The organism is Isoptericola sp. NPDC055881 (assembly GCF_053615895.1).
In genome coordinates this window covers 1-21,125 of sequence record NZ_JBSHCR010000036.1, presented here as the reverse complement: position 1 = coordinate 21,125, position 21,125 = coordinate 1, and the positions used below count along the sequence as shown (strand labels likewise).

Here is a 21,125-nt window from a genome sequence, read left to right as displayed (position 1 = left end):
GTTGTTACCGCACCGAGACCAGCAGCGATTGACCAGAACGGCCAACTTCGGCCAGAGTGTGTCCCGGACACCAGATCATCACCCTCGTTGCCGAGGATGACCCACAGGGACGTGGACACGATGAGTTCACAAACTCACACTCTTGAACACAGAAAGTCACAGACCGCATCACGTCGGCTCAGCGACGGGCAGTTCGCCGTCCTGCTGCTCCTGCCGGGTGTCGCGCTGCTGGCCGGCGTCGTGCTGTACCCGCTGCTCGCCGCGCTCGTCACGGCGTTCTTCGAGCAGAGCCTCGTGCTGCCCGGGCGCACGTTCGTCGGGCTGCAGAACATCGTCGACGTGCTGCAGGGCGACTTCCTGCGGCTGCTGCGCCAGACGCTGGTCTTCACGGTCGGCACGACGGTCCTGCCGTTCGTCATCGGCTTCGCCCTCGCGCTGGCGCTGAACACGCGGATCCGCGGGGCCAAGGTGCTGCGCGGCCTCATGCTCATCCCCTGGCTCGTGCCCGGCGTCGTCGTGTCGTTCCTGTGGATGTGGATCTTCAACGCGAACTACGGCGTGATGAACGCGCTGCTGCAGTCGGTCGGGCTCATCGACGACCCGCAGGCGTGGCTCGCCCAGCCAGGCACCGCGATGGGTGCCGTCATCCTGGCGAAGACCTGGCAGTCGTTCCCCTGGATGATGGTCATGCTGCTCGCCGGCCTCCAGACCGTCCCGGTCGAGCTCCACGAGGCCGCCGAGATGGACGGTGCGGGCACGGTCCGCCGGTTCTTCGCCATCACGCTGCCGCACCTCAAGGGCATCGTCGGCCTGGTGGTGCTGCTGGAGTTCATCTGGAACTTCCAGCACTTCGACATCATCTACGTCCTCACCGGCGGCGGACCCGCGGGCGCCACCCAGACCTTCGCCACCGCCGTGTACGAGACCGCGTTCCAGGGCTTCGACCTCGGCCGTGCCGGGGCGCTGGGCCTGCTGTGGATGATCCTGCTCATGGCGCTCGTCGTCGTGTACGTCCGCTTCTCGGAGAAGGGAGAGGAGCGATGAGCGCGACGACGCAGCTCCCCGCCGCGCCCACCCCGTCCCCCTCCGCGCCCGTCCCGCCCGACGGCGCCGCGCGACCGCCGCAGCGCCGCCGCCGCAGCGCCCTGCGGTCCGAACGGCCAGGGGTCCGCGTCGCGGCCTGGGCCACCGTCGTCGTGTGCGGCGGCTTCGGCCTCCTGCCGGTCTACTGGCTGCTGGCCACGTCGCTCACCCCGCGCGACCAGGTGTTCGCGTACCCGCCCCGGTTCTTCCCGGCGGCCCCCACGCTCGACGCGTTCGCGGCGCTCGCCTCCAACGACCAGCTGTTCGGCTACCTGCGCAACAGCGTGATCGTCTCCGTGATCACCGCGCTGCTGTCCGTGCTGGTCTCGGCCTACATGGGGTACTCGTTCTCCAAGTTCCGCTACCGCGGCCGCCGCTCGCTCATGTACCTGGTGCTCGCGTCGCAGATGTTCCCGCAGGCGCTGCTGCTCGTGACCCTCTACAGCGTCTTCAGCGCGTACAACCTGCTGAACACGTACACCGCGCTGGTGCTCAGCTTCACCACGTTCACGCTGCCGCTGTGCGTGTGGATGCTCAAGGGCTTCTTCGACACGATCCCCGACGAGCTCATCGAGGCCGCGCGCGTCGACGGCGCGTCCCGCCTGCGGATCATCCACTCGATCGTCCTGCCGCTCGCGGCGCCGGGGCTGATCGCCGCCGGCCTGTTCGCCTTCGTCCGCGGGTGGAACGACTTCGTCTTCGCCCTGACGCTCGCCGGCCCGGAGAAGCAGACCCTGCCCCCGGGCCTGGTCAACACCTTCATCGGCGAGGCCTCGACGGCATGGCCCGAGCTCATGGCGGCGTCGCTCGTCGTGTCGCTCCCCGTCGCCATCGCCTTCATCGCGCTGCAGAAGTACCTGGTCGGCGGCCTCACCGCCGGCGCCGTCAAGGGCTGACCGCCCGGCACCGACCGCCGTCGCACGCACCCGAACACTCACCAGAGAACCCCACGACCCTCGATGCGGAGGATCCCCATGTCCCGAGTCCTGCCCCCTGCCCTCACCGGCTCCGCGATGTCGCGCCGCCACGTGCTCCAGCTGCTCGGCCTCGGCGCCGGCACCGCCGCCCTCGCCGCGTGCGCGCCGTCCGCCGGGGCGCCCGCGGGCGGTGCCGCCTCGGCTGCCGCGACCGGCGGCGCCAAGACCGACTTCGCGTTCTCGTCCTGGTCCTTCACCGAGGAGGCCGCGGCGCCCGCCCTCGAGGCCATCGTGAAGGCCTACCAGGACAAGGAGAGCGTCACGATCAAGGACGTCTCCTTCCCGTACAACGAGTACATCAACCAGCTGACCCTCCAGGTGAAGGGCGGCCAGTTCACGGGCGCCGCGCACGTGGACGTCGCGTGGCTCGGCTCCCTCGCCGCCATGGGCAAGCTGCAGGACCTGTCGGCCCTGACCGAGGGTCGCGGGTACGCGGACGCCGCCCTGTCCGCCGCCCAGTTCGACGGCGTGCAGTACGGCCTGCCGTGGACGATCGGCGCCATCGGCCTCGTCGCGAACTCCGCGCTGCTGCAGAAGGCCGGGCTCGACCCGGACGCGTTCCCGACGACGATCGACGAGTTCGAGAAGGCGCTCAAGGACCTCAAGGGCCTCGGCGACGGGCTCATCCCCTACGCCGCGTCCACCAAGGCGGCCCAGCTCAAGGACATCCTCATCTGGATGCAGACCTTCGGGAGCCCGCTCGTCGACGGCGACACCGTGACCATCGGCGACGACGCCTCCGTCGAGGCCGTGACCTGGTACAAGAGCCTGTACGACCAGAAGCTCATCGCGCCCGACGTCGACCGTTTCGACGCCCGCTCGCTGTTCGCCCAGGGCCGCGCCGCGATCTACGACGACGCCCCCGTCGGCCGCGGCGCCGTCACCGAGGAGTCCCCCGACAAGGACCTCGGCAGCAAGCTCGTCCCGCTCTCCCGCCCGGTGCTCAAGGCCGGCGACTCCCCCCGCGCGCTGGTGTGGGGCGGCGCGATCGCCGTCGTCGACGGCGAGGGCGCGGCGACCGCGGCAGACTTCGCGCAGTTCGCGACGTCGGACCTCGACACGGTGCTGGCCGACTACAAGGTCCGTGGCCTGCCGCCGGTGACCACCGAGGCGCAGCAGTCCGACGTCGTCGCCTCCGACACGTTCGGGTCGCTGTTCAACGAGCGCATCACCAAGACCTCGACGTCCAACCCGTTCTGGGCGTTCACCGCCTACTCGCAGATCGAGACCGAGATCGCCGAGCAGGTGCAGGCCGTCCTCGTCGGCAAGACCGACCCGAAGACGGCCATGCAGAAGGCCGGCGAGGCCGCGCAGAAGCTGGTCGGCTGATGGCGGCGCGCAGGCTCGCCCGCGGGGTCGCGTTCGCGTCGGCCGCCCTCGCGCTGACGGCGCTCGCGACGCCCGCCACCGCCGCGCCCACGGGCACCGACGGCGCCGGCCGCCACGCCGAGACCGTGGAGGAGCTGCCGTTCCCGGTCGATCGCTCGAACAACGCCGGCTGGTGGACGCCGCTCGACGTGGTCGACGGCGTCACCTACATGGCGTTCGACTCGCCCGCCGCCGAGGCCTCGCGCCACGAGGTGCACATCGCGGCGAAGGGCGCCGACGGCGACTGGACCGCGGGCTGCCTGCGGGCCGGCGACGGGTCGTGCGCGACGTTCCTCGACGACAGCGGGCACGACCAGCCGTCGATCGTCGTGGACGGCCAGGGCACGATCCACGCCTTCGTGTCGATGCACCACGTGCCGTGGCAGTACTACCGCTCCACCACGCCCGGCGACGTGACGTCGCTGGTCGAGGCGAGCGCGGACCTCCCCGACCAGGGCGTCCCCATGACCTACCCCGTCACCGCGCGCGGCGCCGACGGCGACGCGTACGTCATGGTGCGCGGCGGCCGCGACGAGGCCACCGTGCGCGACGGGCGCCTCTACCGGTTCGACACCGCCACGAGCACGTGGTCGCGGGTGGCGGTCTTCGCCTCCGGCGTGGGCGCGTCGGTCTACCCGGACGACCTGGAGGTCGGCACGGACGGCCGCCTGCACGTGCTGTGGGAGTGGCACCGCTGGGCCGCCGGCCCGTACCGGCACCTCGGCTCGTACGCGGTGTACGACCCGAAGGACGACTCCTGGCACGACGCCGCCGGGAACGCACTGACGACGCCCATCGCGCCGTCCGCGGGCGGCGCCGTCGTCTACCAGCCCTTCGCGCCGGGTGAGTCCCTGACGACCGACGGCCCGACCGTGCAGACCGCCAAGCTGGCCGTGCACGGGGACACGCTCGCCGGGGTCGTGTACCGGTATGCCGCAGCGAAGGCCGACGGCACACCCGACCGCTTCGACGTGCGGTTCGCGCGCTGGACCGGCTCGGCGTGGCAGCGGGAGACCGTGATCGGCGCCGACGACCTCGGTCCCGGCACGGACACGGTGGCCGCGCTCGACGCCACGTCCGCGGCGGGCACGACTCGCGCGTACGCCGTCGTGCAGGGCACGGTGGCCGGCCAGGTCCGCACCCAGGTGGTCCGCGCCGAACGCGGCCTCGACGGCGGGACGTGGCGCTTCGCCGGGCTCGGCGACGTCCAGGTGGGACAGCAGCGCCTCGCCGCACGCACCGTCCGCACCGGACCGTCCGCGGGCACCGACGTGCTGTACGTGAGCGCCGCCGAGTCCGGGCCGACGTCGGGCACCCTGTTCCACGCCCGCGTGCCCCGTACCGGCGGGCCGTCGGCCGGCAGCCCGATCGCGGACGTCGTCGCGGGAGTCCGCGACCACGACGGCGAGGACGGTGGCGAGGGCGGTGGTGACCCGGGCACCCCGGAGCCCGCGGGCAACCTCGCGCTCGGCGGCACCGTCACCGTCTCGTCCGCGCTGCGGGCGGACACGGGCGGGGAGAAGGCCGTGGACGGCCGGCTCACCGACGACAGCCGCTGGATCTCCGCCGCCGACGACGCCACGCCGACCCTCACCGTGGCGTGGGGCCGGACCGCCCCCGTGGCGTCGGTCCGCGTCCACAGCGGGTACCGCGCCGCCGTCGACCCGGCCTCGGCCGTGCTGCGCGACTTCACGGTCGAGCTGCACACCGCGACCGGGTGGGTCCAGGTCGGGTCCGTCACCGGGAGCACGGCCGGGAACGTCACCGTGCCCACCCCGGGTGTCACGGCCGACCAGGTCCGCCTGGTCGTCACCGACCCGTCGGCGTCCGAGACCGACGTCGCCCGCGTCTTCGAGGTCGAGGTGCTGGCCGCCGGCTGACCCCGGCGCCGCACACCCGCAGCACGAGCACCACCTGAACCACCGGAACGAGGACTGAGAGAACATGCGCACGCAGACCGTCGAGGCGGACGTCGTCGTCGTCGGAGGAGGGCTCGCCGGCGTCAGCGCGGCGGTCGCCGCCGCACGGCTGGGCCGCCAGGTGGTGCTGGTCAACAACCGGCCGGTGCTGGGCGGCAACTCCTCCTCCGAGGTGCGGGTGTGGGTGTGCGGCGCCACCGCGCACGGCAACCAGCGCTGGGCACGCGAGACCGGGATCGTCGGCGAGATGTACGTCGAGAACCAGTACCGCAACCCCGAGGGCAACCCGGTCTACTGGGACGACGTCGTGCTGGACACGGTGCGCCGCGAGAAGAACCTGCGGCTCTTCCTCAACACGGACGTGCGCGAGGTGGTGGCGACGGGACCCGACGACGCGCGCCGCATCGAGTCCGTCACGGGCTGGACGATGGGCTCGGAGATCCTCACCACGTTCACCGCGCCGGTCTTCCTCGACTGCACCGGGGACGGGCTGGTCGGGGCGCAGGCCGGCGCGCGCTACCGGCTCGGCAAGGAGTCCCAGGCCGAGTTCGACGAGGAGTGGGCGCCGCCGGAGCCCGTGCGCGAGTTCCTCGGCTCCACGCTGCTCTTCTACACCAAGGACCTCGGCCGGCCGGTGAAGTACGTGGCGCCCGAGACCGCGATCGACATCACCACCACGCCGATCCCGATGAACCGCGTCATCCGCAGCGGCGACTCGGGCGCCCACTACTGGTGGATCGAGTGGGGCGGCGAGCTCGACATCGTCGACGACAACGAGCGCATCCGCGACGAGCTGCGCGGCGTCATCCTCGGCATCTGGGACTACATCAAGAACTCGGGCAAGTTCGACGCCGACAACCTCACGCTCGAGTGGATCGGCAACGTGCCCGGCAAGCGCGAGTACCGCCGGCTCGTCGGCGACTACACGCTGCACCAGGGCGACGTCGTCGACCAGACCGTCTTCGACGACGGCGTCGCCTTCGGCGGCTGGTCCATCGACCTCCACCCCGCCCAGGGCATGTACGCCGAAGGAGCGGGCGCGCTGCAACGCTTCTCCGAGGGCGTCTTCGAGATCCCCTACCGCTCCCTGTACTCGGTGAACGTGGAGAACATGCTGTTCGCCGGGCGCGACGTGTCCGCCACGCACATCGCGTTCGGCGCCGCACGCGTCATGGCGACCTGCGGCGCGATGGGGCAGGCCGCCGGCACCGCGGCGGCGCTCTGCGTGCAGCACGGCACCACCCCGCGCGGGATCTACACCGACCACCTCGACGAGCTGCGCCAGACCCTCCTGCGCTGGGACGCGCCCGCCGTCGGCATCGCCAACACCGACCCCCACGACCTCGCGCGCCGCGCCGCCGTCACGGCCTCCAGCACGACGACGCGCATCGCCGCGCCCGTCGTCGACCACGCCGACGGCGACCCCTACGACAGCTACGACGTCTTCGACCTCGACGTCGACCTCGGCATCGCGCTGCCCGTCGACCCTCGCCTCGACACCGTCGAGCTGCTCGTGTCCGCCCGTCGCGACACCACGCTGTCCGTGGAGGTGTACTCCACCGGCAAGCCGCAGAACGTGGTGCCCGCGCACCTGGAGACCAAGACCGACGTCGCCGTGGCCGCCGGCGACGAACGCTGGGTCACCGCGCACCTGGCGTACGCACCCGACCGGCCGCAGAACGCCGTCGTCGTCCTGCGCGCCAACCCTGACGTCGCCGTGCGCACCACCGCGCCGCTGCCACCCGGCGTGCTCACCCTCGTGCACCGCGTCGACAACGACGACCAGAACGTGCAGATCAGCTCCGAGGAGCTGCTGGTGCAGTGGCCCACCAAGCCGCTGCGTGGCCGGTCCGTCGTCTTCCGCGCCGGGCCCGACACGCGCGCCCTCGCGCCCGAGCGCGCCACCAGCGGCTACCACCGCAACCACGGCGGCCCGCACCTGTGGGCCTCCTCGCCGATGGTGCCCGGCCGCGACGAGTGGCTGCGCCTCGACTGGGACGAGCCCGTGACCGGGCGTGAGGTGCGCGTGGTGTTCGACGACGACCTCGACGTCGAGCTCAACACCCTGCACCACCACCGCACGCCCGACGAGATCATGCCGACCCTGGTGAAGGACTACCGCGTCGAGGTGCTGCCCGACGCGGGAACGGGGTGGGTGACCGTCGCCGACGAGACGGACAACCGGTGGCGCCTGCGCGTGCACCCGTTGCCGGACGACCTCGGCCCGCTGCGCGCCGCACGCCTCGTCGTCGGTGCCACGAACGGCGCAGCGCAGGCCCGTGTGGTCGCGCTGCGCGTGCAGGAGTGACCGTGCCGCACGCAGGACTCGCCCGCCCGACCCGCGGCACCGTGACGCAGGCCCGGGCTACGCTGACCGCCGTGCACAGGAAGGAGCGCACCGGCATCGTGGCGCTCGCCGTGCCGGACCTCGAGGAGCCGTACTTCGCCGAGCTCACGGCGCTGCTGGTGCGGCGCGCGGACGAGCGCGGCCTGTCGATCCTGATCCAGCAGACCGCAGGCGACCACGAGCGTGAGGTCGACGTCGCCAACGGCATCGGGCTGCCCCCGACCGACGGCCTCATCCACATCCCGCGCGCGCTCTCCGTGGCCGACCTGACCCGGCGCACCTCCCCCGGTCCGCTGGTGCTGCTCGGCGAGCACATCCTCGTCAGCCCGTTCACGCACGTGACCATCGACAACCGGGCCGCGTCGTACGCCGCCACCGCGCACCTGGCCTCCGTCGGGTGCCGGCGGGTCGCGTTCGTCGGGCCTCGGGACGCCCGCCCGTCGGACGCCGCCGACCGGCGGTACGCCGGCTACCTCGAGGCGGTCGCCGCGCTCGGGATCGCGGACGACCCGGCGCTCGTCGCCCAGGTGGAGTCGTTCACCCCCGCCGAGGGGCTCCGCGCCGTGCGCGAGCTGCTGGAGCGCGGGGTGGAGCTCGACGGGATCGTCTGCTCCAACGACTCGGTCGCCTTCGGCGCCCTGCCCGCCCTGCACGACGCCGGCCGGCGCATCCCGCAGGACGTCGCCGTCGTCGGCATCGACGACGTGCGCGGCGCCCGGTTCACCACGCCGTCGCTGACGTCCGTCGCCCCCGACAAGGAGGCGCTCGTCGAGCGCGCGCTGAGCGAGCTCGAACGGCAGATCGCCACCCCGCCGGGTGCGAACCTGCCGGTGCAGCACGTGGTCGTGGAGGCGCGGGTCGTGCAGCGCGCCAGCACCGCTCGCTGACGTCCGTGCGCCGCGCAGGCCGAGGGCCGGGTGCCGTCCGGCCGGGCCGGACCGCCGGTCAGCCGTCGGCGGCCGGGACCACCCAGAGCTCGCCCACGTGCGCCTCGAGCAGCTCGCGGGCGTCGTCGTCCAGGCCGTCGTCGGTGACGAGGCGCTCCACCTCGTGCAGGTCGACGATGGTCGTGAGGCCGACGACGCCCCACTTGGTGTGGTCCGCGAGCACGACGGCGTCCTGGCCCGCGGCGAGGAGCGCCCGGTCGGTCTCCGCCTCCAGCAGGTTGGGCGTGGTGAGGCCGGCGTGCAGGTCCACGCCGTGCACGCCGAGGAACGCGACGTCGAGGTGCAGGTGCTCCAGCGAGCGCACCGCGACCGGCCCCACCAGGGCGTCGGACGGGGTGCGCACCCCGCCGGTGAGCACGACGGACTGCGTGTACGGCTCGTCGGCACGGTCGGGACGGCGGAACGCCTCCGCGACGGGCAGCGAGTTCGTCACCACGGTGAGGTCGGGGACGGCGCGCAGCTCCTGGGCGAGCACCCACGTCGTCGTGCCGCCCGAGAGACCCACCGCCATGCCGGGCTCGACCAGCTGCGCTGCCCGGCGCGCGATGGCGCGCTTGGCGTCGGCCTGCTGCTGGACCCGCGACGCGAAGCCGCGCTCCTGGCCGCCGCCGGCGTCGCCGCGCGTCGTCGCCCCGCCGCGCACCCGGTCGAGCTCGCCCGAGTCGGCCAGCGCCTCGATGTCACGGCGCACCGTCATCGCGCTGACGCCCAGCTCCTCGGCCAGCTCGGTGACGCTCGCGGCGCCCCGACGGCGCACCTCGGCCACGATCCGTGACCTGCGTTCTGCGACGAGCACCCGCACCCCTTTCGACCCGGCGCACAGTCTGTCACGCGACGTCGTACCCGACCCTGCCGCCCGACCCTGCCGCCCGGCGTCCCGCACTCCCTGGAGACCTCTGATGCTGCCCGCCCCGTACGACGCATGGTTCCCCGACAGCCCCCTCGACGGCACGTACGGCCGCGACCGGGACGGTCTGCTCGCCGTGCCGCCCGCCGCGGAGCCGGCCGGCTTCGCCGACCTGTGGCGGTCGTGGCACGCCGAGGCGCGCACTGTGGCGGCCGACGTCGTGGCGGAGCCCGCGGCTCGGCGGGGCGCCCACGACGTGCGGGTCGTGACGTTCACCGCCGCCGGCGGCCTGCGCCTGCGCGCGTGGTTGGCCCTGCCCGCGGCGGGGCCCGTCCGGGTGGGGATCGTGCACGGGCACGGGTACGGCGGCCGGGACGCCCCGTCGTTCGAGCGGGTGCCGCGCGACGCGGCGGTGCTCTTCCCGGTCGCCCGCGGGCTGGGGTCGCTCAACGCGGGGGTGGGGGCGCCGGACGTGAGCACCGCGCATGTGCTCGCGGGCATCGAGGACGTGGCGACGTACGTGCTGGGCCGCTGCGCCGTCGACCTGTGGCACGCGGCGAGCGCGCTGCAGGAGGCGCTCGCCGGGGTCGCGCGGATGCCCGCCGACCTGCCGCTGTACTACGTGGGCACGAGCTTCGGCGGCGGGGTGGGGGCGCTGGCCGTGCCGTGGGACGACCGGTTCGTGGGCGCGACGCTCGAGGTGCCGAGCTTCGGCCAGTACGACGAGCGCCTGGCGGTGCGGTGCACCGGCAGCGGCGAGTCCCAGCGCCGGTACGTCGCCGAGCACCCGGAGGCGCGGGCCGTGCTCGCCCTGACCGACGCGTCCGTCGCGGCGAGGTACCTGCGCGTCCCGACACGGGTCGAGTGCGCCCTGTGGGACGTGCACGTGCCGCCGCCCGGGCAGTTCGGGGTCGCGAGCGGTGTCGCCGCGGCCGAGCGCGCGGGGACCGGGGCCGAGCTGGAGCTGGCGGTGCACTCTGCCGGGCACGCCGAGTATCCCGGCCAGGCACGGGAGCTGGCGGACGCGTTCGCCGCCACGCGCGCGCACGTCGCGCGTGCCGTGGCGCGCGCGACGTGACGCCGGCCCGGGCGGGCGCGGGACGGGGTCAGTTCCAGTCGTCGATCTGCACGTCGTCGGGCGACGGCGCGCCCGCGCCGTCCTCGGCGAGCGCCTTGAGGCTCAGCAGGAACGTGGCCCACTTGGTGCTGCAGTGGTGCATGAACTCCACCGGCTCGCGCCAGCCGCGGTGGGCGAACAGCACGATGGTCCAGTCGCCGTCCTGGCGCAGGTCCCACTCGATCGTCGTGCCGACCCACTCCTCGGGGCCGCCGACCACCCGCCACGCGACCCGTTCCTGCGGGCGGAGCTCGACGACCTCCATGTCGAAGCCGCCGGCGGGGAACCGGAACTCGAGCGTGCCACCGGGCCCGGCGTCCCCGGTGGTCTTCTCGGTCCACCAGCCGGCGAGGCCGTCGACCGTCGTCAGCGCGTCGTACACCGTCTGAGGCGTCGGGGTCGTGACCCCGATCCTGTGCAGGATGTCCACCATCGTCCTTCTCCTTCGCGTCCGATCGGGGGCCGACGTCGTCAGCCCTGGTCCCGGCCGTCGCTGCTCTGCCGAGTGCGTTCGATCGCCTCGGCGATCGTCTTGATGCGGTGCAGGCGGCGGTCCCACGCCTGCCCGACGGTCTCCAGCTGGTCCGCCGCGCGGGCGAGCTGCGCGGCGTCGACCTCGCACCGCTTCTCGCGGCCGACCGGCGCGGAGCGGACGAGCCCGGCACGGTCCAGCACCTCCAGGTGCTTCGCGACCGCCTGCCGGGTGACCGGCAGCTGCCGGCTCAGCGACGAGGCGGTGCCGCCGCCGTCGGCGAGCAGGAGGTCGAGGATGCGGCGCCGGGTGGGGTCGCCGACGGCGGACCACAGGTGGTCGTCGACCGGCGCGGGCACCGGGCTCACGACCGCACCTGCTGCGACGCGGCGTACGCGACGAGGCGGGGCAGGTAGTAGGCCCAGCCCTCCTCGTGCTCCCGGTACTGCTGCTCGAGGACGGCGACCTCCCAGCCCTGCTCGCGGAAGCCGGTCTCGGTCATGCGCAGCAGGGTCCCGCCGCCGGAGGGGGCGAGCTCGAACGTGACGAGGAGCGAGTTGCCGGCGGCGGCCGCCTCGCCCGCCGGGTGCGTCCACCGGAACGAGAACGTGCGCGGCGGCCGGGACTCGACCACCGTGAACGACTGGACCGTCCCGTCGACCTCCGGGTCCCCGAAGGTGATCGTGCCCGCTGCCCCGGGTTCTGGTCCGAAGTCGGCGTCGTCCGGCCACCACTGGCGCACGTGGTCCGGGCTGCTCACCACCTCGAAGACGACGTCCGGCGACGCCTCGACGTAGATCTCGCGCTCGATGCTTCCCCGCTCCATGACCCCTCCTGCAACGTTTGGTTGCACATCAACCTAGCCCCGTCGGGGCGTCGATGCAACCTTTTGTTGCAGGTGTTCTTCGTCGACGTAGCGGTTCCGGCTCGTCACACGGCGGGACGAGCCTGAACCGCTACGTCGAGCGGGCGGGCCTAGCGGCGGCGCGTGGCGAGGAACTCCCCGATCCGGCCGATGGCCTCGGTGAGGACCTCCTCGTCGGGCAGCGTGACGAGACGGAAGTGGTCGGGCTCGAACCAGTTGAACCCGGTGCCGTGCGTGACCAGGATCTTCTTGGCCCGCAGCAGGTCGATGACGAACTGCTGGTCGTCGTCGATCGGGTACATCTCCGGGTCCAGGCGCGGGAAGCAGTACAGCGCTCCGCGCGGACGCACGGAGGTGACGCCGGGCAGCTCGTTGAGCAGCTTGTCGGCCAGCATCGCCTGGTCGTAGAACCGCCCGCCCGGCACGATGAGCTCGTCGATCGACTGGTAGCCGCCCAGCGCCGTCTGGATGGCGTGCTGCGCGGGCACGTTCGCGCACATGCGCATGTTGGCCAGCAGCGTGAGGCCCTCGAGGAACTCGGTCGCGTTCTCCTTGGGGCCCGAGATCATGACCCAGCCGGCGCGGTAGCCGCACACCCGGTACGCCTTCGACAGTCCGCTGAACGTCAGGCACAGCACGTCGTCGCCCGCCGCGGCCGCCGCGTGGTGGTGGGTGGCGCCGTCGAACAGGATCTTCTCGTAGATCTCGTCGGTGAGGATCACGAGGTCGTGCCGGCGCGCGATGTCCACGAGCGCCTCGACCATCTCCTTGCTGTACACGGCGCCGGTGGGGTTGTTCGGGTTGATGATCACCATCGCGTGCGTGTTCTCGGTGATCTTCGACTCGATGTCCTCGAGGTCCGGCATCCAGCCGTTCTCCTCGTCGCACCGGTAGTGCACGGCCGTGCCGCCGCACAGCGTCACCGCCCCCGTCCACAGGGGGTAGTCCGGCGCGGGCACGAGGATCTCGTTCCCCTCGTCGACGAACGCCTGCAGCACCATCGAGATGAGCTCGGAGACGCCGTTGCCGATGAACACGTCGTCCACCGTCGTGTCGCGCAGGCCGCGCGACTGGTAGTACTGCGCCACCGCCGTGCGCGCCTCGTAGATGCCGCGCGAGTCGCTGTACCCCTGCGCCTCCGGCAGGTGGTGGACGACGTCGGCCTGGATGGCGGCCGGTGCCTCGAAGCCGAACGGCGCCGTGTTGCCGATGTTCAGCTTGAGGATGCGGTGCCCCTCGGCCTCGAGGCGCTGGGCCTCGGCGAGGATCGGACCGCGGACGTCGTAGCGGACGTTGAGGAGCTTGCGGCTCTGTCGGATGGTGCGCACGAGACCATCATCCCCCGCGGCCGTCGTGCCCGACACGGCCATTCCACGACGAGCGGACCCTCCTCCGAGGATCACGCAGGTCAGCGGTCCGCGACGCCCCCGGCCACGACGTCGGCACGGGAGACGGCGTCGTCGCGCGTCGTCGTCGCCGGAGCCGCGCCGACCAGCGCGTCCAGCCGTTCCAGGCGCTGCCGGGTCGCGTCGTCCGCGGGCGTCATGAGGATGACGCGGTCGCCGCGCGCGCGGTCGAGCCACAGGCTCTGGAAGTGCACCTCCAGCCGGCCCACGCGCGCGGACCGGTATCGCCGCAGCTGCGTGCCGTCCCCCGCGACGTCGTACGACTCCCAGTGCCGGACGAAGTCGGGCGAGGTGGCGCGCAGCCGCGCCAGCAGGGCCGACCAGCGCGGGTCGTCGCGATGCTCGGGCTCCCGTGCCCGCAGCCGCGCGGCGATGTTGTGCAGCACCACGTCCTCGGTGTCGCCCAGGGCAGCGCGCCACCGCGGGTCCGTGAACATCAGCCAGGCGCAGTTGCGCTCGTCCGGCGGGCGGGCGTCGAGGTCGTCGAACAGGTACCGGTAGGCGCGGTTGGCGGCGAGGAGGTCGTAGCAGTCCGTCTGGATCGCGGCCGGGTAGGGCAGCAGCTGCTCCAGCACGGCCAGCTGCTCCGGGCGCACCTCGGCGGGCGGACCCGGCGCGACGGCGGCCTCCCGCCCGGCCAGCGCCAGGAGGTGCCGCCGCTCCGCGGCGTCGAGACGGAGCACCCGGGCCACCGCGTCCAGCACCTGGTCCGAGACGTTCCGCGCCCGCCCCTGCTCCAGCCACGTGTACCAGGTGACCCCCACCCCGGCGAGCTGCGCCACCTCCTCGCGGCGCAGGCCCGGGGTGCGACGACGGCCGCTCACGGGCAGCCCGACGTCCCCCGGTCCGATCCGTCCGCGACGCTCGCGCAGGAACTCCCCGAGGGCGGCACGGTCGGGCGCGGCGACGGTCATGACGACCAGTGTCGCCCCGATCGCACCCGCGAACCAGGTGGTGCTGGTACCACGATCAGCAGGCTCCTGGTACCAGGATGGGCGCAGGCGCACCGTCGTGGCATGACCTCGACCACCACCACCGCCGCCGCGACCTCTGCGCGCGGCGCGCGCCGCCCGGTCCCGCTCGCCGCGGCGGCGGCTCCCGGCCGCGCGCTCACAGGCCTCGGCCTCGCCGTCCTCCTCGTCGCCTACCTCCCGGTCAACATGACGTTCGGGTCCGTCAACCTCCTCGCCCCGGCGATCACGGCGGACCTCGGCGCCGCGACGTCGGGCGGCCAGCTCGTCCTCTCCGCGTACACGACGACGTTCGCCGCCACGCTCGTCGTCGCAGGGCGGCTTGGTGACCGGTACGGCCGACGACGGCTGCTCGCCGTCGGGCTGGCGGCGTTCGCGGCGCTGTCGGCGGCGGCCGCCGTGGCGCCCGGGCTGCCGACGCTGATCGCGCTCCGGGCCGGCCTCGGCGTCGCCGCGGGGCTGTTCACGCCGCAGGTGCTCTCGACGATCCAGTCGGCAGCACCCGACCGCCTGCGCGCGCTGGGCGTCACCCTCTTCACCGCGGTCAGCGGCGTCGCGACCATCGCCGGGCAGGTCCTCGCGGGTGCGGTGGCAGGCGTCGCGGGCCCGCACCTCGGGTGGCGCCTGGTGCAGGTGGCCACCGGCGTGATCGCGGCGGCGGCGCTGCTCGCGCTGCGCAGCGTGCCGGAGTCCCGCTCGTCGGCACCCCTCTCCCTCGACCTGCGCGGCGCGGCCCTGCTGGCCGCCGGCCTCCTCCTGCTCGTCGTGCCGCTGACCCTCGGCGCGTCCGCCGGCTGGCCGCCGGCGCTGCTCGCGATGCTCACCGCCGCGGGCGTCGTCCTCGCCCTGTTCGCCCGGTCCCAGCGCGCGGCCGAGCGGCGCGGCGAGCTGCCCGTCGTGCCGCCGAGCGTCCTGCGCACCCCTGCCGTGCGGCACGGCCTCGTCATGACGCTCCTGTTCTTCACGGGCTACGGGGCGTTCCTGTACGAGGTCTCGGCGCTCGCCCAGGGTGCGCTCGGTGCCGACGCGTGGGGCACCGTGGTGCTGCTGCTCGGCTTCGGCGGGGCCTTCATCGGCACGGCCCTCGCTCTGCCGGCCATCGAGCGGCGCACGGGGCGCTGGACGATGACGGGCGCGGCCCTGGTCCAGGCGGCGGTGCTGCTCGGGCTGGGTGTCGTGGTGGGCGGCGGGCACGGTGGCACGACCGGTGCGCTGCAGCCGCTGCTGATGGCGCTCGGCGCCGCGCAGGCGCTCATGTACGGGCCCGTGCTGCGGACCGTCCTGTCGCGCACGCCCACCTGGGCCGCCGGGGTGGCGGGCGGGCTGTTCACCACGCTCCAGCAGCTCGGCCTCGGGCTGGGCGTCGCGGTGCTCGGGGGGCTGTTCCAGGCTGTCGCCGCGGGGGCGGCCGACGGCGGCGCGGCCGGGCTGCCGCGCGGCTTCGCGGTGGCCGTCGTCGTGCAGGCAGGGCTGGCCGTCGCGTTCGCCGTCCTCGCCGCCCGCATCGCCCGGGCCCGCTGAGCACGGTCGCTGAGCACTGGCCGCCACTGGTCGGCAGTTCCCGTTCCCGGCGGCAGTTCGAACTGCCGCCCTGAGCGCGGACTGCCGACCTGACGGCCGCGGCGGGGTCCGCCGAGCTCTGCTCCGGGGGATGCACGGCGCCGCCCCGCGGAAGGGGGAGTCGGGGTGGCGCCGTGCGTTCTTGGGTCGCCCCACGAAGAGCGTGCGTCGGAGACCTCAAGATCGGCTCAGGATCGGCAGAACCCTCGCTCAGGATCGGCTCCGGGTCGCGCCGGGACCCGGTTCGACGGTTGGCGTCCGGGGGGTCGGTGCGCGACGGTGGGAGTCCGGTTCGTCACGTGCTCGGAGGTCGTCATGAAGGTCGTCGTCATCGGTGCGCTCGGCAAGGTCGCACGCCAGCTCGTCCCGCTGCTCGCCGACGGCGGGATCGGCCCCGTGACGGACGTCGCCGGCGTGGTCCGCAAGCCCGAGCAGACCGATCGGGTGGCGGACCTGGGCGCGGAGCCGGTGCTGCTGGACGTCGAGCACGCGAGCACCGAGGAGATCGCCGCCGCCCTCGTCGGGGCCGACGCCGTCGTCTGGTCCGCCGGTGCGGGCGGGGGCGACGCGGCGCGCACGTACGCCGTCGACCGCGACGCCGCGATCCGCTCCATGGACGCCGCCGCGAGCGCCGGGGTCCGCCGGTACGTCATGGTGTCGTGGGTCGGTTCGACGCCGGACCACGGCGTCCCCGAGGACGCGGGCTTCTTCGCCTACGCGGACGCCAAGCTGGCCGCCGACGACCACCTGCGCACGACCGACCTCGACTGGACGATCCTCGGCCCCGGCACCCTCACCGACGAGCCGCCCACGGGTCGGGTCAGCCTGTTCCCGGAGACGGGCGCCCTCCCCGCCGGGACCGACTCGAGCGTGCCGCGGGCCGACGTCGCGCAGGTCGTCGCCTGGACGCTGCGCGAGCCCGCCACCGTCGGGCGGTTCGTGCGGTTCTCCACGGGGGACACGCCCATCCCCGCCGCGCTGCGCAGCATGGGCTGACGTCCGACGGCTCAGGCGTCGGACCCGGGGCGGCGCCGCGCGGTGACCGCGCCGTGCGGGCGGACGCCAGGGTCGGTGCGGGACGCGGTCGCCACGACGTCGAACCCCGCGCGGTCGAGCCGCCGGGCGAGCTCGTCGGGCGGCCAGAACCACGCGGTCGCGACGGCATGGTCGAACGGCTCCACCCGCGGGCCGCGGAAGAAGCCGAGCAGCAGACCGCCGCCCGGGGCGAGGGCGCGCGCGAGCTCGGCCAGCACGGCGTCCATCCGCGGGGGCGCGGTGTGGATGACCGAGTACCAGGCGAGCACGCCGCCGAGGCTGCCGTCGGGCACGCCGAGGTCGTCCAGCGCGGCGCGGCGGAACGGGACGCCCGGGTACGCCGCGCGGGCGCGGTCCAGGAACGGCTCGGCGAGGTCCACGCCCTCCGCGTCGACGCCCTGCCGGGCGAGGAAGTCCGTCCACTGCCCGGGCCCGCAGCCGGCGTCGACGACGCGGCCGGCCAGCCCGGCCGCCCACCGGGCGACGAGGTCGCGGTCGTCGTCGTGCACCGCGTCCATCGAGCCGAACAGGTCCGTGTACTCCTGCGCACGGGCGGCGTAGGCCGCGCTGGGGTGCTGGCTGGTCACGACGCTCAGCCTAGGAGCGCCTCCACGCGTCGCCGGACGCCCGCCGCGTCGAGGCCGTGCGCGGCCGCGTGCTCGCGGGGCGTGCCGTACCGGCGCAGCTCGGTCTCGGCGGGCACGCCGACGTGCACCACCCGGCTGGGCCGGTCGGCGAGGGCGGCGGCCACGGCGCCCGCCCCGGTGCCCTCCAGGTACGGCGTCACGACGGCGAGCGACGTCGGGCGGTCCGAGGGCAGGAGGGCGCGCAGCCCCGCCGTGTCGAGCGGGTGCGGGGTGGCCGTCCACGCGACGCGGACGGGCAGGTCGGCGGTGGCCGCGAGCACCGTGTCGAGCATCGGGCCGACGGCGACGACGAGCGGCGCCGTCCCGTCCGCGGCCGCCGCTCCCCCGCCGTCACGCACCAGGTGCAGGCGCCCGTCCACCGGGCCGGGCCGGGCGTTGCGCTGCCCGGAGAGACGCACGTAGACGCGCCCGGTGCCGGCGGCCTCGCGCCGCAGGATCTCGCCGACCTCGTCGGCGTGGCCCGGCACGTGCACGGTCCAGCCCGGCAGTGCGGAGATCAGCGCGACGTCGGCGGGCGCCTGGTGGGTGCGGCCCCCGGCGGACACGTCGTAGGAGGCGCCCGCGCTCACCAGCACCGCGCCGACGTCCTGGTGGCCGAGGTCGAGCTTGACCTGCTCGTACGCCCGCTCCACGAGGAACGACGCGAAGGTGTGGACGATCGGGCGGCGGCCGGCCAGTGCGAGGCCGCCCGCCACGCTCACCAGCGCCTGCTCGCGGATGCCGACGTCGATGACGCGCCCGGGGTGGCGGGCGATCGTGCGCGGCAGGTAGCCGGCACCGATGACCGCCAGGACGACGTCGACGTCCGGGTGCGCGTCGAGCAGCGGGTCGAGCTCGTCGTAGAAGCGGGTGCGCAGGTCGAGGGACCATGCGGGCGCAGGTCCGGTGGTGGTGAGGGTGGTCATGCTGCGTGCCTCCGTGTCGTTCCGGTGCCGGTGGTGTCGACGACCACCACGGTCGGGCGGTCCGCCTCGGTGCGCCGCAGCGCGGCCGTCAGGCGCGCCTGGTCGCCGGTGCGGACCTCTGCGGCGGACCAGCCCTCGAGGGCGAAGCGGGACGCGATGCCGCCGGGCCAGCCGAGCATGTCGCTGTGGTTGTCCACGACGACGCAGGTGAGGTTGCCGAGCCCGAACCGGCCGGCGACCTGGATCGCCTCGGCGTTGCTGCCCTCGTCCAGCTCGGCGTCGCCGACCAGTACCACGACGCGGGCGGGCGACCGGCCGCGCAGCCCGGTCGCGAGGCCGACGCCGATCGGGAGCCCGTGCCCGAGGGAGCCGCTGCCGATCTCGATGCCCGGCACCAAGGTGCGGTCGGGGTGGTGACCCAGCGGGGAGTCGAAGGACGCGACGTCGTCGAGCCAGGAGGCCGGGAAGAAGCCCTGCGCTGCCAGGACGGCGTACGTGGACGCGGGGCCGTGCCCCTTGGAGAGCAGGAACCGGTCGCGGTCCGGGTCGTCCGGTCGGGCCGGGTCCACCCGGAGCACCTGGTCGTACAGGGTCCACACGACGTCGAGCGTGGAGTGGGCGCTCGGGTCGTGCTTCTCGTCGCCGGTGACGCGAGCGACGAGGTCTCGCACGCGCTGCGGGACGTTCGCGGCGGTCTCGGCAGGTCGCGCGGGACCGGTGGGCGGGGGGCTGGTCGTCGTCATGCCTCGATGCTCATACCTCAACCATGATTGAGGTCAAGGGGTGCCGCACGTCACGCCTGCCACCCTGCGGAACAAGCACGTCCGGGGCAGGATCGAGACGGACCCACAGTCGTCACCGGGAGGTCTCCTCATGGCCCGCACCGTCGCCGAACACCTCGTCGACCAGCTCGTCGCCGCCGGCGTGAAGCGCATCTACGGGATCGTGGGGGACTCCCTCAACCCCGTCGTCGATGCCGTCCGCCGCACCGAGGGCATCGACTGGGTGCACGTCCGGCACGAGGAGGCCGCCGCGTTCGCGGCCGCCGCCGACGCCGAGGTGACGGGTGAGCTCGCCGTCTGCGCCGGGTCGTGCGGGCCCGGCAACCTGCACCTCATCAACGGCCTCTACGACGCGAACCGGTCGCACCTGCCCGTGCTCGCCATCGCGTCGCACATCCCCAGCGCCCAGATCGGCACGCAGTTCTTCCAGGAGACGCACCCGGACCGCATCTTCAACGAGGCGTCCGTGTTCTCGGAGCTGATCTCCTCCCCCGCCCAGCTGCCGCGCGTCACCCGCTCCGCCATCCAGCACGCGCTCGCCGCGCCGGGCGTCGCCGTCCTCACCCTGCCCGGCGACGTCGCCGACGAACGCGTGCCCGACGACGCCGCGCCCATCCTCGTGCCCGGCGCCTGCCCCGCCCGGATCGTGCCGAACAGCACCGACGTCGAGGCTCTGGCCGACGCGATCAACCAGGCGAAGAAGGTCACGCTGTTCGTCGGCGCCGGGGCCCGCGGGTCCCGCGCGGAGGTGCTCGAGCTCGCCGACCTGGCCGCCGCGCCGATCGGCCACTCGCTGCGCGGCAAGGAGATCATCCAGTACGAGAACCCGCACGACGTCGGCATGTCCGGCCTGCTCGGCTACGGTTCCTGTCACGAGGCGATGCAGTCGGCCGACCTGCTGATCCTCGTCGGCACCGACTTCCCCTACGACTCCTTCCTGCCGGGGGACGTCCGCACCGCGCAGATCGACATCGACGCCTCGCACCTCGGCCGGCGCACGCGGCTGGACCTGCCCGTGCACGGCGACGTCGGAGAGACGCTCCGCCTGCTCAACCCGTTGGTGCGCCGCAAGAGCGACCGCAAGTTCCTCCGCTCGATGGTCGACAAGCACGCCGGGCTGATGAACAAGGTCGTCGGCGCGTACACCCGCAACGTGGAGAAGCACACGCCCATCCACCCCGAGTACGCGGCCGTGCAGCTCGACGAGACCGCGGCCGAGGACGCCGTGTTCACCGTCGACACCGGCATGAACAACGTGTGGGCCGCGCGCTACCTCACCCCCAACGGGAAGCGGCGCGTCATCGGGTCGTTCCTGCACGGGTCGATGGCGAACGCCCTGCCGCACGCCATCGGCGCCGCCTTCGCGCAGCCCGGGCGGCAGGTCGTGGCGCTCGCCGGCGACGGCGGTCTGTCCATGCTGCTGGGCGAGCTCATCACCGTGCGCGCGTACGACCTGCCGGTGAAGATCGTCGTCTTCAACAACGCCACCCTCGGCATGGTGAAGCTCGAGATGCTCGTCGAGGGGCTGCCCTCGTACGGCACCGACTCGCCCCCGGTCGACTACCGCGCGATCGCCGGAGCGGTCGGCATCCCCGCCGTCCGCGTCGAGCGGCCGAAGGACCTGCGCCGCGCCTTCCAGGACGGTCTCGACCGCAAGGGACCCGCGCTGATCGAGGTGGTGACCGACCCGAACGCGCTGTCCATCCCGCCGTCGATCACCTCCGGGCAGATCCGCGGGTTCGCCACCGCCATGACCAAGGAGATCTTCGGCGGCGGCATGGGCGAGGTCATGTCCATGGCCCGCTCGAACCTGCGCAACCTGCCCCGCTGACCCGCCGGGGTTGTGGGTACGAAAACGGCGAGAATCCCGCCAGGGA

General features: G+C 73.7%; 19 protein-coding genes. 10 read left to right on the top strand and 9 right to left on the bottom strand.

The genetic code is table 11. The features are described from left to right. Positions 1–96 precede the first annotated feature (96 nt). The 6 genes from ACWGKI_RS12370 (at position 97) to ACWGKI_RS12345 (ending at position 8,581) form a co-directional block, all read left to right on the top strand. On the top strand, positions 97–1,044 hold the full coding sequence (locus tag ACWGKI_RS12370) for a carbohydrate ABC transporter permease (protein WP_452187320.1): 948 nt from the start codon (positions 97–99) through the stop codon (positions 1,042–1,044). Continuing rightward, complete coding sequence (locus ACWGKI_RS12365) at positions 1,041–1,979, top strand: carbohydrate ABC transporter permease (RefSeq protein ID WP_452187318.1); 939 nt, start codon at positions 1,041–1,043, stop codon at positions 1,977–1,979. Before ACWGKI_RS12370 ends, ACWGKI_RS12365 begins: the two co-directional genes overlap by 4 nt. 78 nt (positions 1,980–2,057) lie before the next feature. Further along, positions 2,058–3,389 carry an extracellular solute-binding protein gene (locus ACWGKI_RS12360; RefSeq protein ID WP_452187316.1) on the top strand — a complete coding sequence of 444 codons (1,332 nt, stop codon included), beginning with the start codon at positions 2,058–2,060 and terminating at the stop codon, positions 3,387–3,389. Beyond that, positions 3,389–5,308 carry a BNR-4 repeat-containing protein gene (locus ACWGKI_RS12355; protein WP_452187314.1) on the top strand — a complete coding sequence of 640 codons (1,920 nt, stop codon included), beginning with the start codon at positions 3,389–3,391 and terminating at the stop codon, positions 5,306–5,308. Before ACWGKI_RS12360 ends, ACWGKI_RS12355 begins: the two co-directional genes overlap by 1 nt. A gap of 64 nt (positions 5,309–5,372) precedes the next feature. After that, positions 5,373–7,655 (top strand): FAD-dependent oxidoreductase, encoded by a 2,283-nt coding sequence (locus ACWGKI_RS12350; RefSeq protein WP_452187312.1) that lies wholly within the window; start codon positions 5,373–5,375, stop codon positions 7,653–7,655. Positions 7,656–7,726: 71 nt separating this feature from the next. Next, positions 7,727–8,581, top strand: coding sequence for a LacI family DNA-binding transcriptional regulator (locus ACWGKI_RS12345; protein WP_452187310.1), 855 nt, complete (start codon positions 7,727–7,729; stop codon positions 8,579–8,581). Positions 8,582–8,639: 58 nt separating this feature from the next. Here ACWGKI_RS12345 and ACWGKI_RS12340 read toward each other — a convergent pair whose 3' ends face one another. After that, positions 8,640–9,437, bottom strand: coding sequence for a DeoR/GlpR family DNA-binding transcription regulator (locus tag ACWGKI_RS12340; RefSeq protein WP_380243870.1), 798 nt, complete (start codon positions 9,435–9,437; stop codon positions 8,640–8,642). 103 nt (positions 9,438–9,540) lie between these two features. Between ACWGKI_RS12340 and ACWGKI_RS12335 the strand changes: the two genes are divergently transcribed. Then, on the top strand, positions 9,541–10,566 hold the full coding sequence (locus tag ACWGKI_RS12335) for an acetylxylan esterase (RefSeq protein WP_452187307.1): 1,026 nt from the start codon (positions 9,541–9,543) through the stop codon (positions 10,564–10,566). A gap of 28 nt (positions 10,567–10,594) precedes the next feature. On the opposite strand, the gene ACWGKI_RS12330 is transcribed toward ACWGKI_RS12335, so the two are convergent. The 5 genes from ACWGKI_RS12330 to ACWGKI_RS12310 form a co-directional block, all read right to left on the bottom strand. Beyond that, positions 10,595–11,038 (bottom strand): SRPBCC family protein, encoded by a 444-nt coding sequence (locus ACWGKI_RS12330; RefSeq protein WP_452187305.1) that lies wholly within the window; start codon positions 11,036–11,038, stop codon positions 10,595–10,597. A gap of 38 nt (positions 11,039–11,076) precedes the next feature. Continuing rightward, positions 11,077–11,445, bottom strand: coding sequence for an ArsR/SmtB family transcription factor (locus ACWGKI_RS12325; RefSeq protein ID WP_452187303.1), 369 nt, complete (start codon positions 11,443–11,445; stop codon positions 11,077–11,079). After that, the gene (locus ACWGKI_RS12320) at positions 11,442–11,903 is read right to left on the bottom strand and encodes an SRPBCC family protein (RefSeq protein WP_380243866.1); all 462 of its coding nucleotides are present in this window, start codon (positions 11,901–11,903) and stop codon (positions 11,442–11,444) included. The genes ACWGKI_RS12325 and ACWGKI_RS12320 overlap by 4 nt, the downstream gene beginning before the upstream one ends. Positions 11,904–12,052: 149 nt before the next feature. Next, complete coding sequence (locus ACWGKI_RS12315; protein WP_380244934.1) at positions 12,053–13,270, bottom strand: pyridoxal phosphate-dependent aminotransferase; 1,218 nt, start codon at positions 13,268–13,270, stop codon at positions 12,053–12,055. Positions 13,271–13,350: 80 nt separating this feature from the next. After that, on the bottom strand, positions 13,351–14,262 hold the full coding sequence (locus ACWGKI_RS12310; protein ID WP_452187301.1) for a helix-turn-helix transcriptional regulator: 912 nt from the start codon (positions 14,260–14,262) through the stop codon (positions 13,351–13,353). 102 nt (positions 14,263–14,364) lie between these two features. Between ACWGKI_RS12310 and ACWGKI_RS12305 the strand changes: the two genes are divergently transcribed. Together ACWGKI_RS12305 and ACWGKI_RS12300 are read left to right on the top strand one after the other, a co-directional pair. Next, positions 14,365–15,840 carry an MFS transporter gene (locus tag ACWGKI_RS12305; RefSeq protein WP_452187299.1) on the top strand — a complete coding sequence of 492 codons (1,476 nt, stop codon included), beginning with the start codon at positions 14,365–14,367 and terminating at the stop codon, positions 15,838–15,840. Positions 15,841–16,194: 354 nt separating this feature from the next. Beyond that, positions 16,195–16,875 carry an SDR family oxidoreductase gene (locus tag ACWGKI_RS12300; protein WP_452187297.1) on the top strand — a complete coding sequence of 227 codons (681 nt, stop codon included), beginning with the start codon at positions 16,195–16,197 and terminating at the stop codon, positions 16,873–16,875. Positions 16,876–16,886: 11 nt separating this feature from the next. Here ACWGKI_RS12300 and ACWGKI_RS12295 read toward each other — a convergent pair whose 3' ends face one another. Genes ACWGKI_RS12295 through ACWGKI_RS12285 form a run of 3 tightly spaced genes read right to left on the bottom strand, consistent with a single transcriptional unit; the run spans position 16,887 to position 19,209 of the window. Beyond that, complete coding sequence (locus ACWGKI_RS12295; RefSeq protein WP_452187295.1) at positions 16,887–17,501, bottom strand: class I SAM-dependent methyltransferase; 615 nt, start codon at positions 17,499–17,501, stop codon at positions 16,887–16,889. A gap of 5 nt (positions 17,502–17,506) precedes the next feature. Then, positions 17,507–18,466 carry a transketolase family protein gene (locus ACWGKI_RS12290; protein ID WP_452187293.1) on the bottom strand — a complete coding sequence of 320 codons (960 nt, stop codon included), beginning with the start codon at positions 18,464–18,466 and terminating at the stop codon, positions 17,507–17,509. Further along, positions 18,463–19,209, bottom strand: coding sequence for a thiamine pyrophosphate-dependent enzyme (locus tag ACWGKI_RS12285; protein WP_452187292.1), 747 nt, complete (start codon positions 19,207–19,209; stop codon positions 18,463–18,465). Before ACWGKI_RS12285 ends, ACWGKI_RS12290 begins: the two co-directional genes overlap by 4 nt. 130 nt (positions 19,210–19,339) lie before the next feature. Between ACWGKI_RS12285 and ACWGKI_RS12280 the strand changes: the two genes are divergently transcribed. Further along, on the top strand, positions 19,340–21,079 hold the full coding sequence (locus tag ACWGKI_RS12280) for a pyruvate dehydrogenase (RefSeq protein WP_380244927.1): 1,740 nt from the start codon (positions 19,340–19,342) through the stop codon (positions 21,077–21,079). Positions 21,080–21,125: the final 46 nt, after the last annotated feature.

What these genes read in the sequence shown, in the direction of transcription:
- ACWGKI_RS12290 (WP_452187293.1), bottom strand. Translation starts at nt 18,466, where the DNA reads ATGACCACCCTCACCACCACCGGACCTGCGCCCGCATGGTCCCTCGAC.
- ACWGKI_RS12365 (WP_452187318.1), top strand. Translation starts at nt 1,041, where the DNA reads ATGAGCGCGACGACGCAGCTCCCCGCCGCGCCCACCCCGTCCCCCTCC.
- ACWGKI_RS12335 (WP_452187307.1), top strand. Translation starts at nt 9,541, where the DNA reads ATGCTGCCCGCCCCGTACGACGCATGGTTCCCCGACAGCCCCCTCGAC.
- ACWGKI_RS12320 (WP_380243866.1), bottom strand. Translation starts at nt 11,903, where the DNA reads ATGGAGCGGGGAAGCATCGAGCGCGAGATCTACGTCGAGGCGTCGCCG.
- ACWGKI_RS12370 (WP_452187320.1), top strand. Translation starts at nt 97, where the DNA reads ATGACCCACAGGGACGTGGACACGATGAGTTCACAAACTCACACTCTT.
- ACWGKI_RS12355 (WP_452187314.1), top strand. Translation starts at nt 3,389, where the DNA reads ATGGCGGCGCGCAGGCTCGCCCGCGGGGTCGCGTTCGCGTCGGCCGCC.
- ACWGKI_RS12300 (WP_452187297.1), top strand. Translation starts at nt 16,195, where the DNA reads ATGAAGGTCGTCGTCATCGGTGCGCTCGGCAAGGTCGCACGCCAGCTC.
- ACWGKI_RS12310 (WP_452187301.1), bottom strand. Translation starts at nt 14,262, where the DNA reads ATGACCGTCGCCGCGCCCGACCGTGCCGCCCTCGGGGAGTTCCTGCGC.
- ACWGKI_RS12360 (WP_452187316.1), top strand. Translation starts at nt 2,058, where the DNA reads ATGTCCCGAGTCCTGCCCCCTGCCCTCACCGGCTCCGCGATGTCGCGC.
- ACWGKI_RS12285 (WP_452187292.1), bottom strand. Translation starts at nt 19,209, where the DNA reads ATGACGACGACCAGCCCCCCGCCCACCGGTCCCGCGCGACCTGCCGAG.
- ACWGKI_RS12330 (WP_452187305.1), bottom strand. Translation starts at nt 11,038, where the DNA reads ATGGTGGACATCCTGCACAGGATCGGGGTCACGACCCCGACGCCTCAG.
- ACWGKI_RS12305 (WP_452187299.1), top strand. Translation starts at nt 14,365, where the DNA reads ATGACCTCGACCACCACCACCGCCGCCGCGACCTCTGCGCGCGGCGCG.
- ACWGKI_RS12280 (WP_380244927.1), top strand. Translation starts at nt 19,340, where the DNA reads ATGGCCCGCACCGTCGCCGAACACCTCGTCGACCAGCTCGTCGCCGCC.
- ACWGKI_RS12350 (WP_452187312.1), top strand. Translation starts at nt 5,373, where the DNA reads ATGCGCACGCAGACCGTCGAGGCGGACGTCGTCGTCGTCGGAGGAGGG.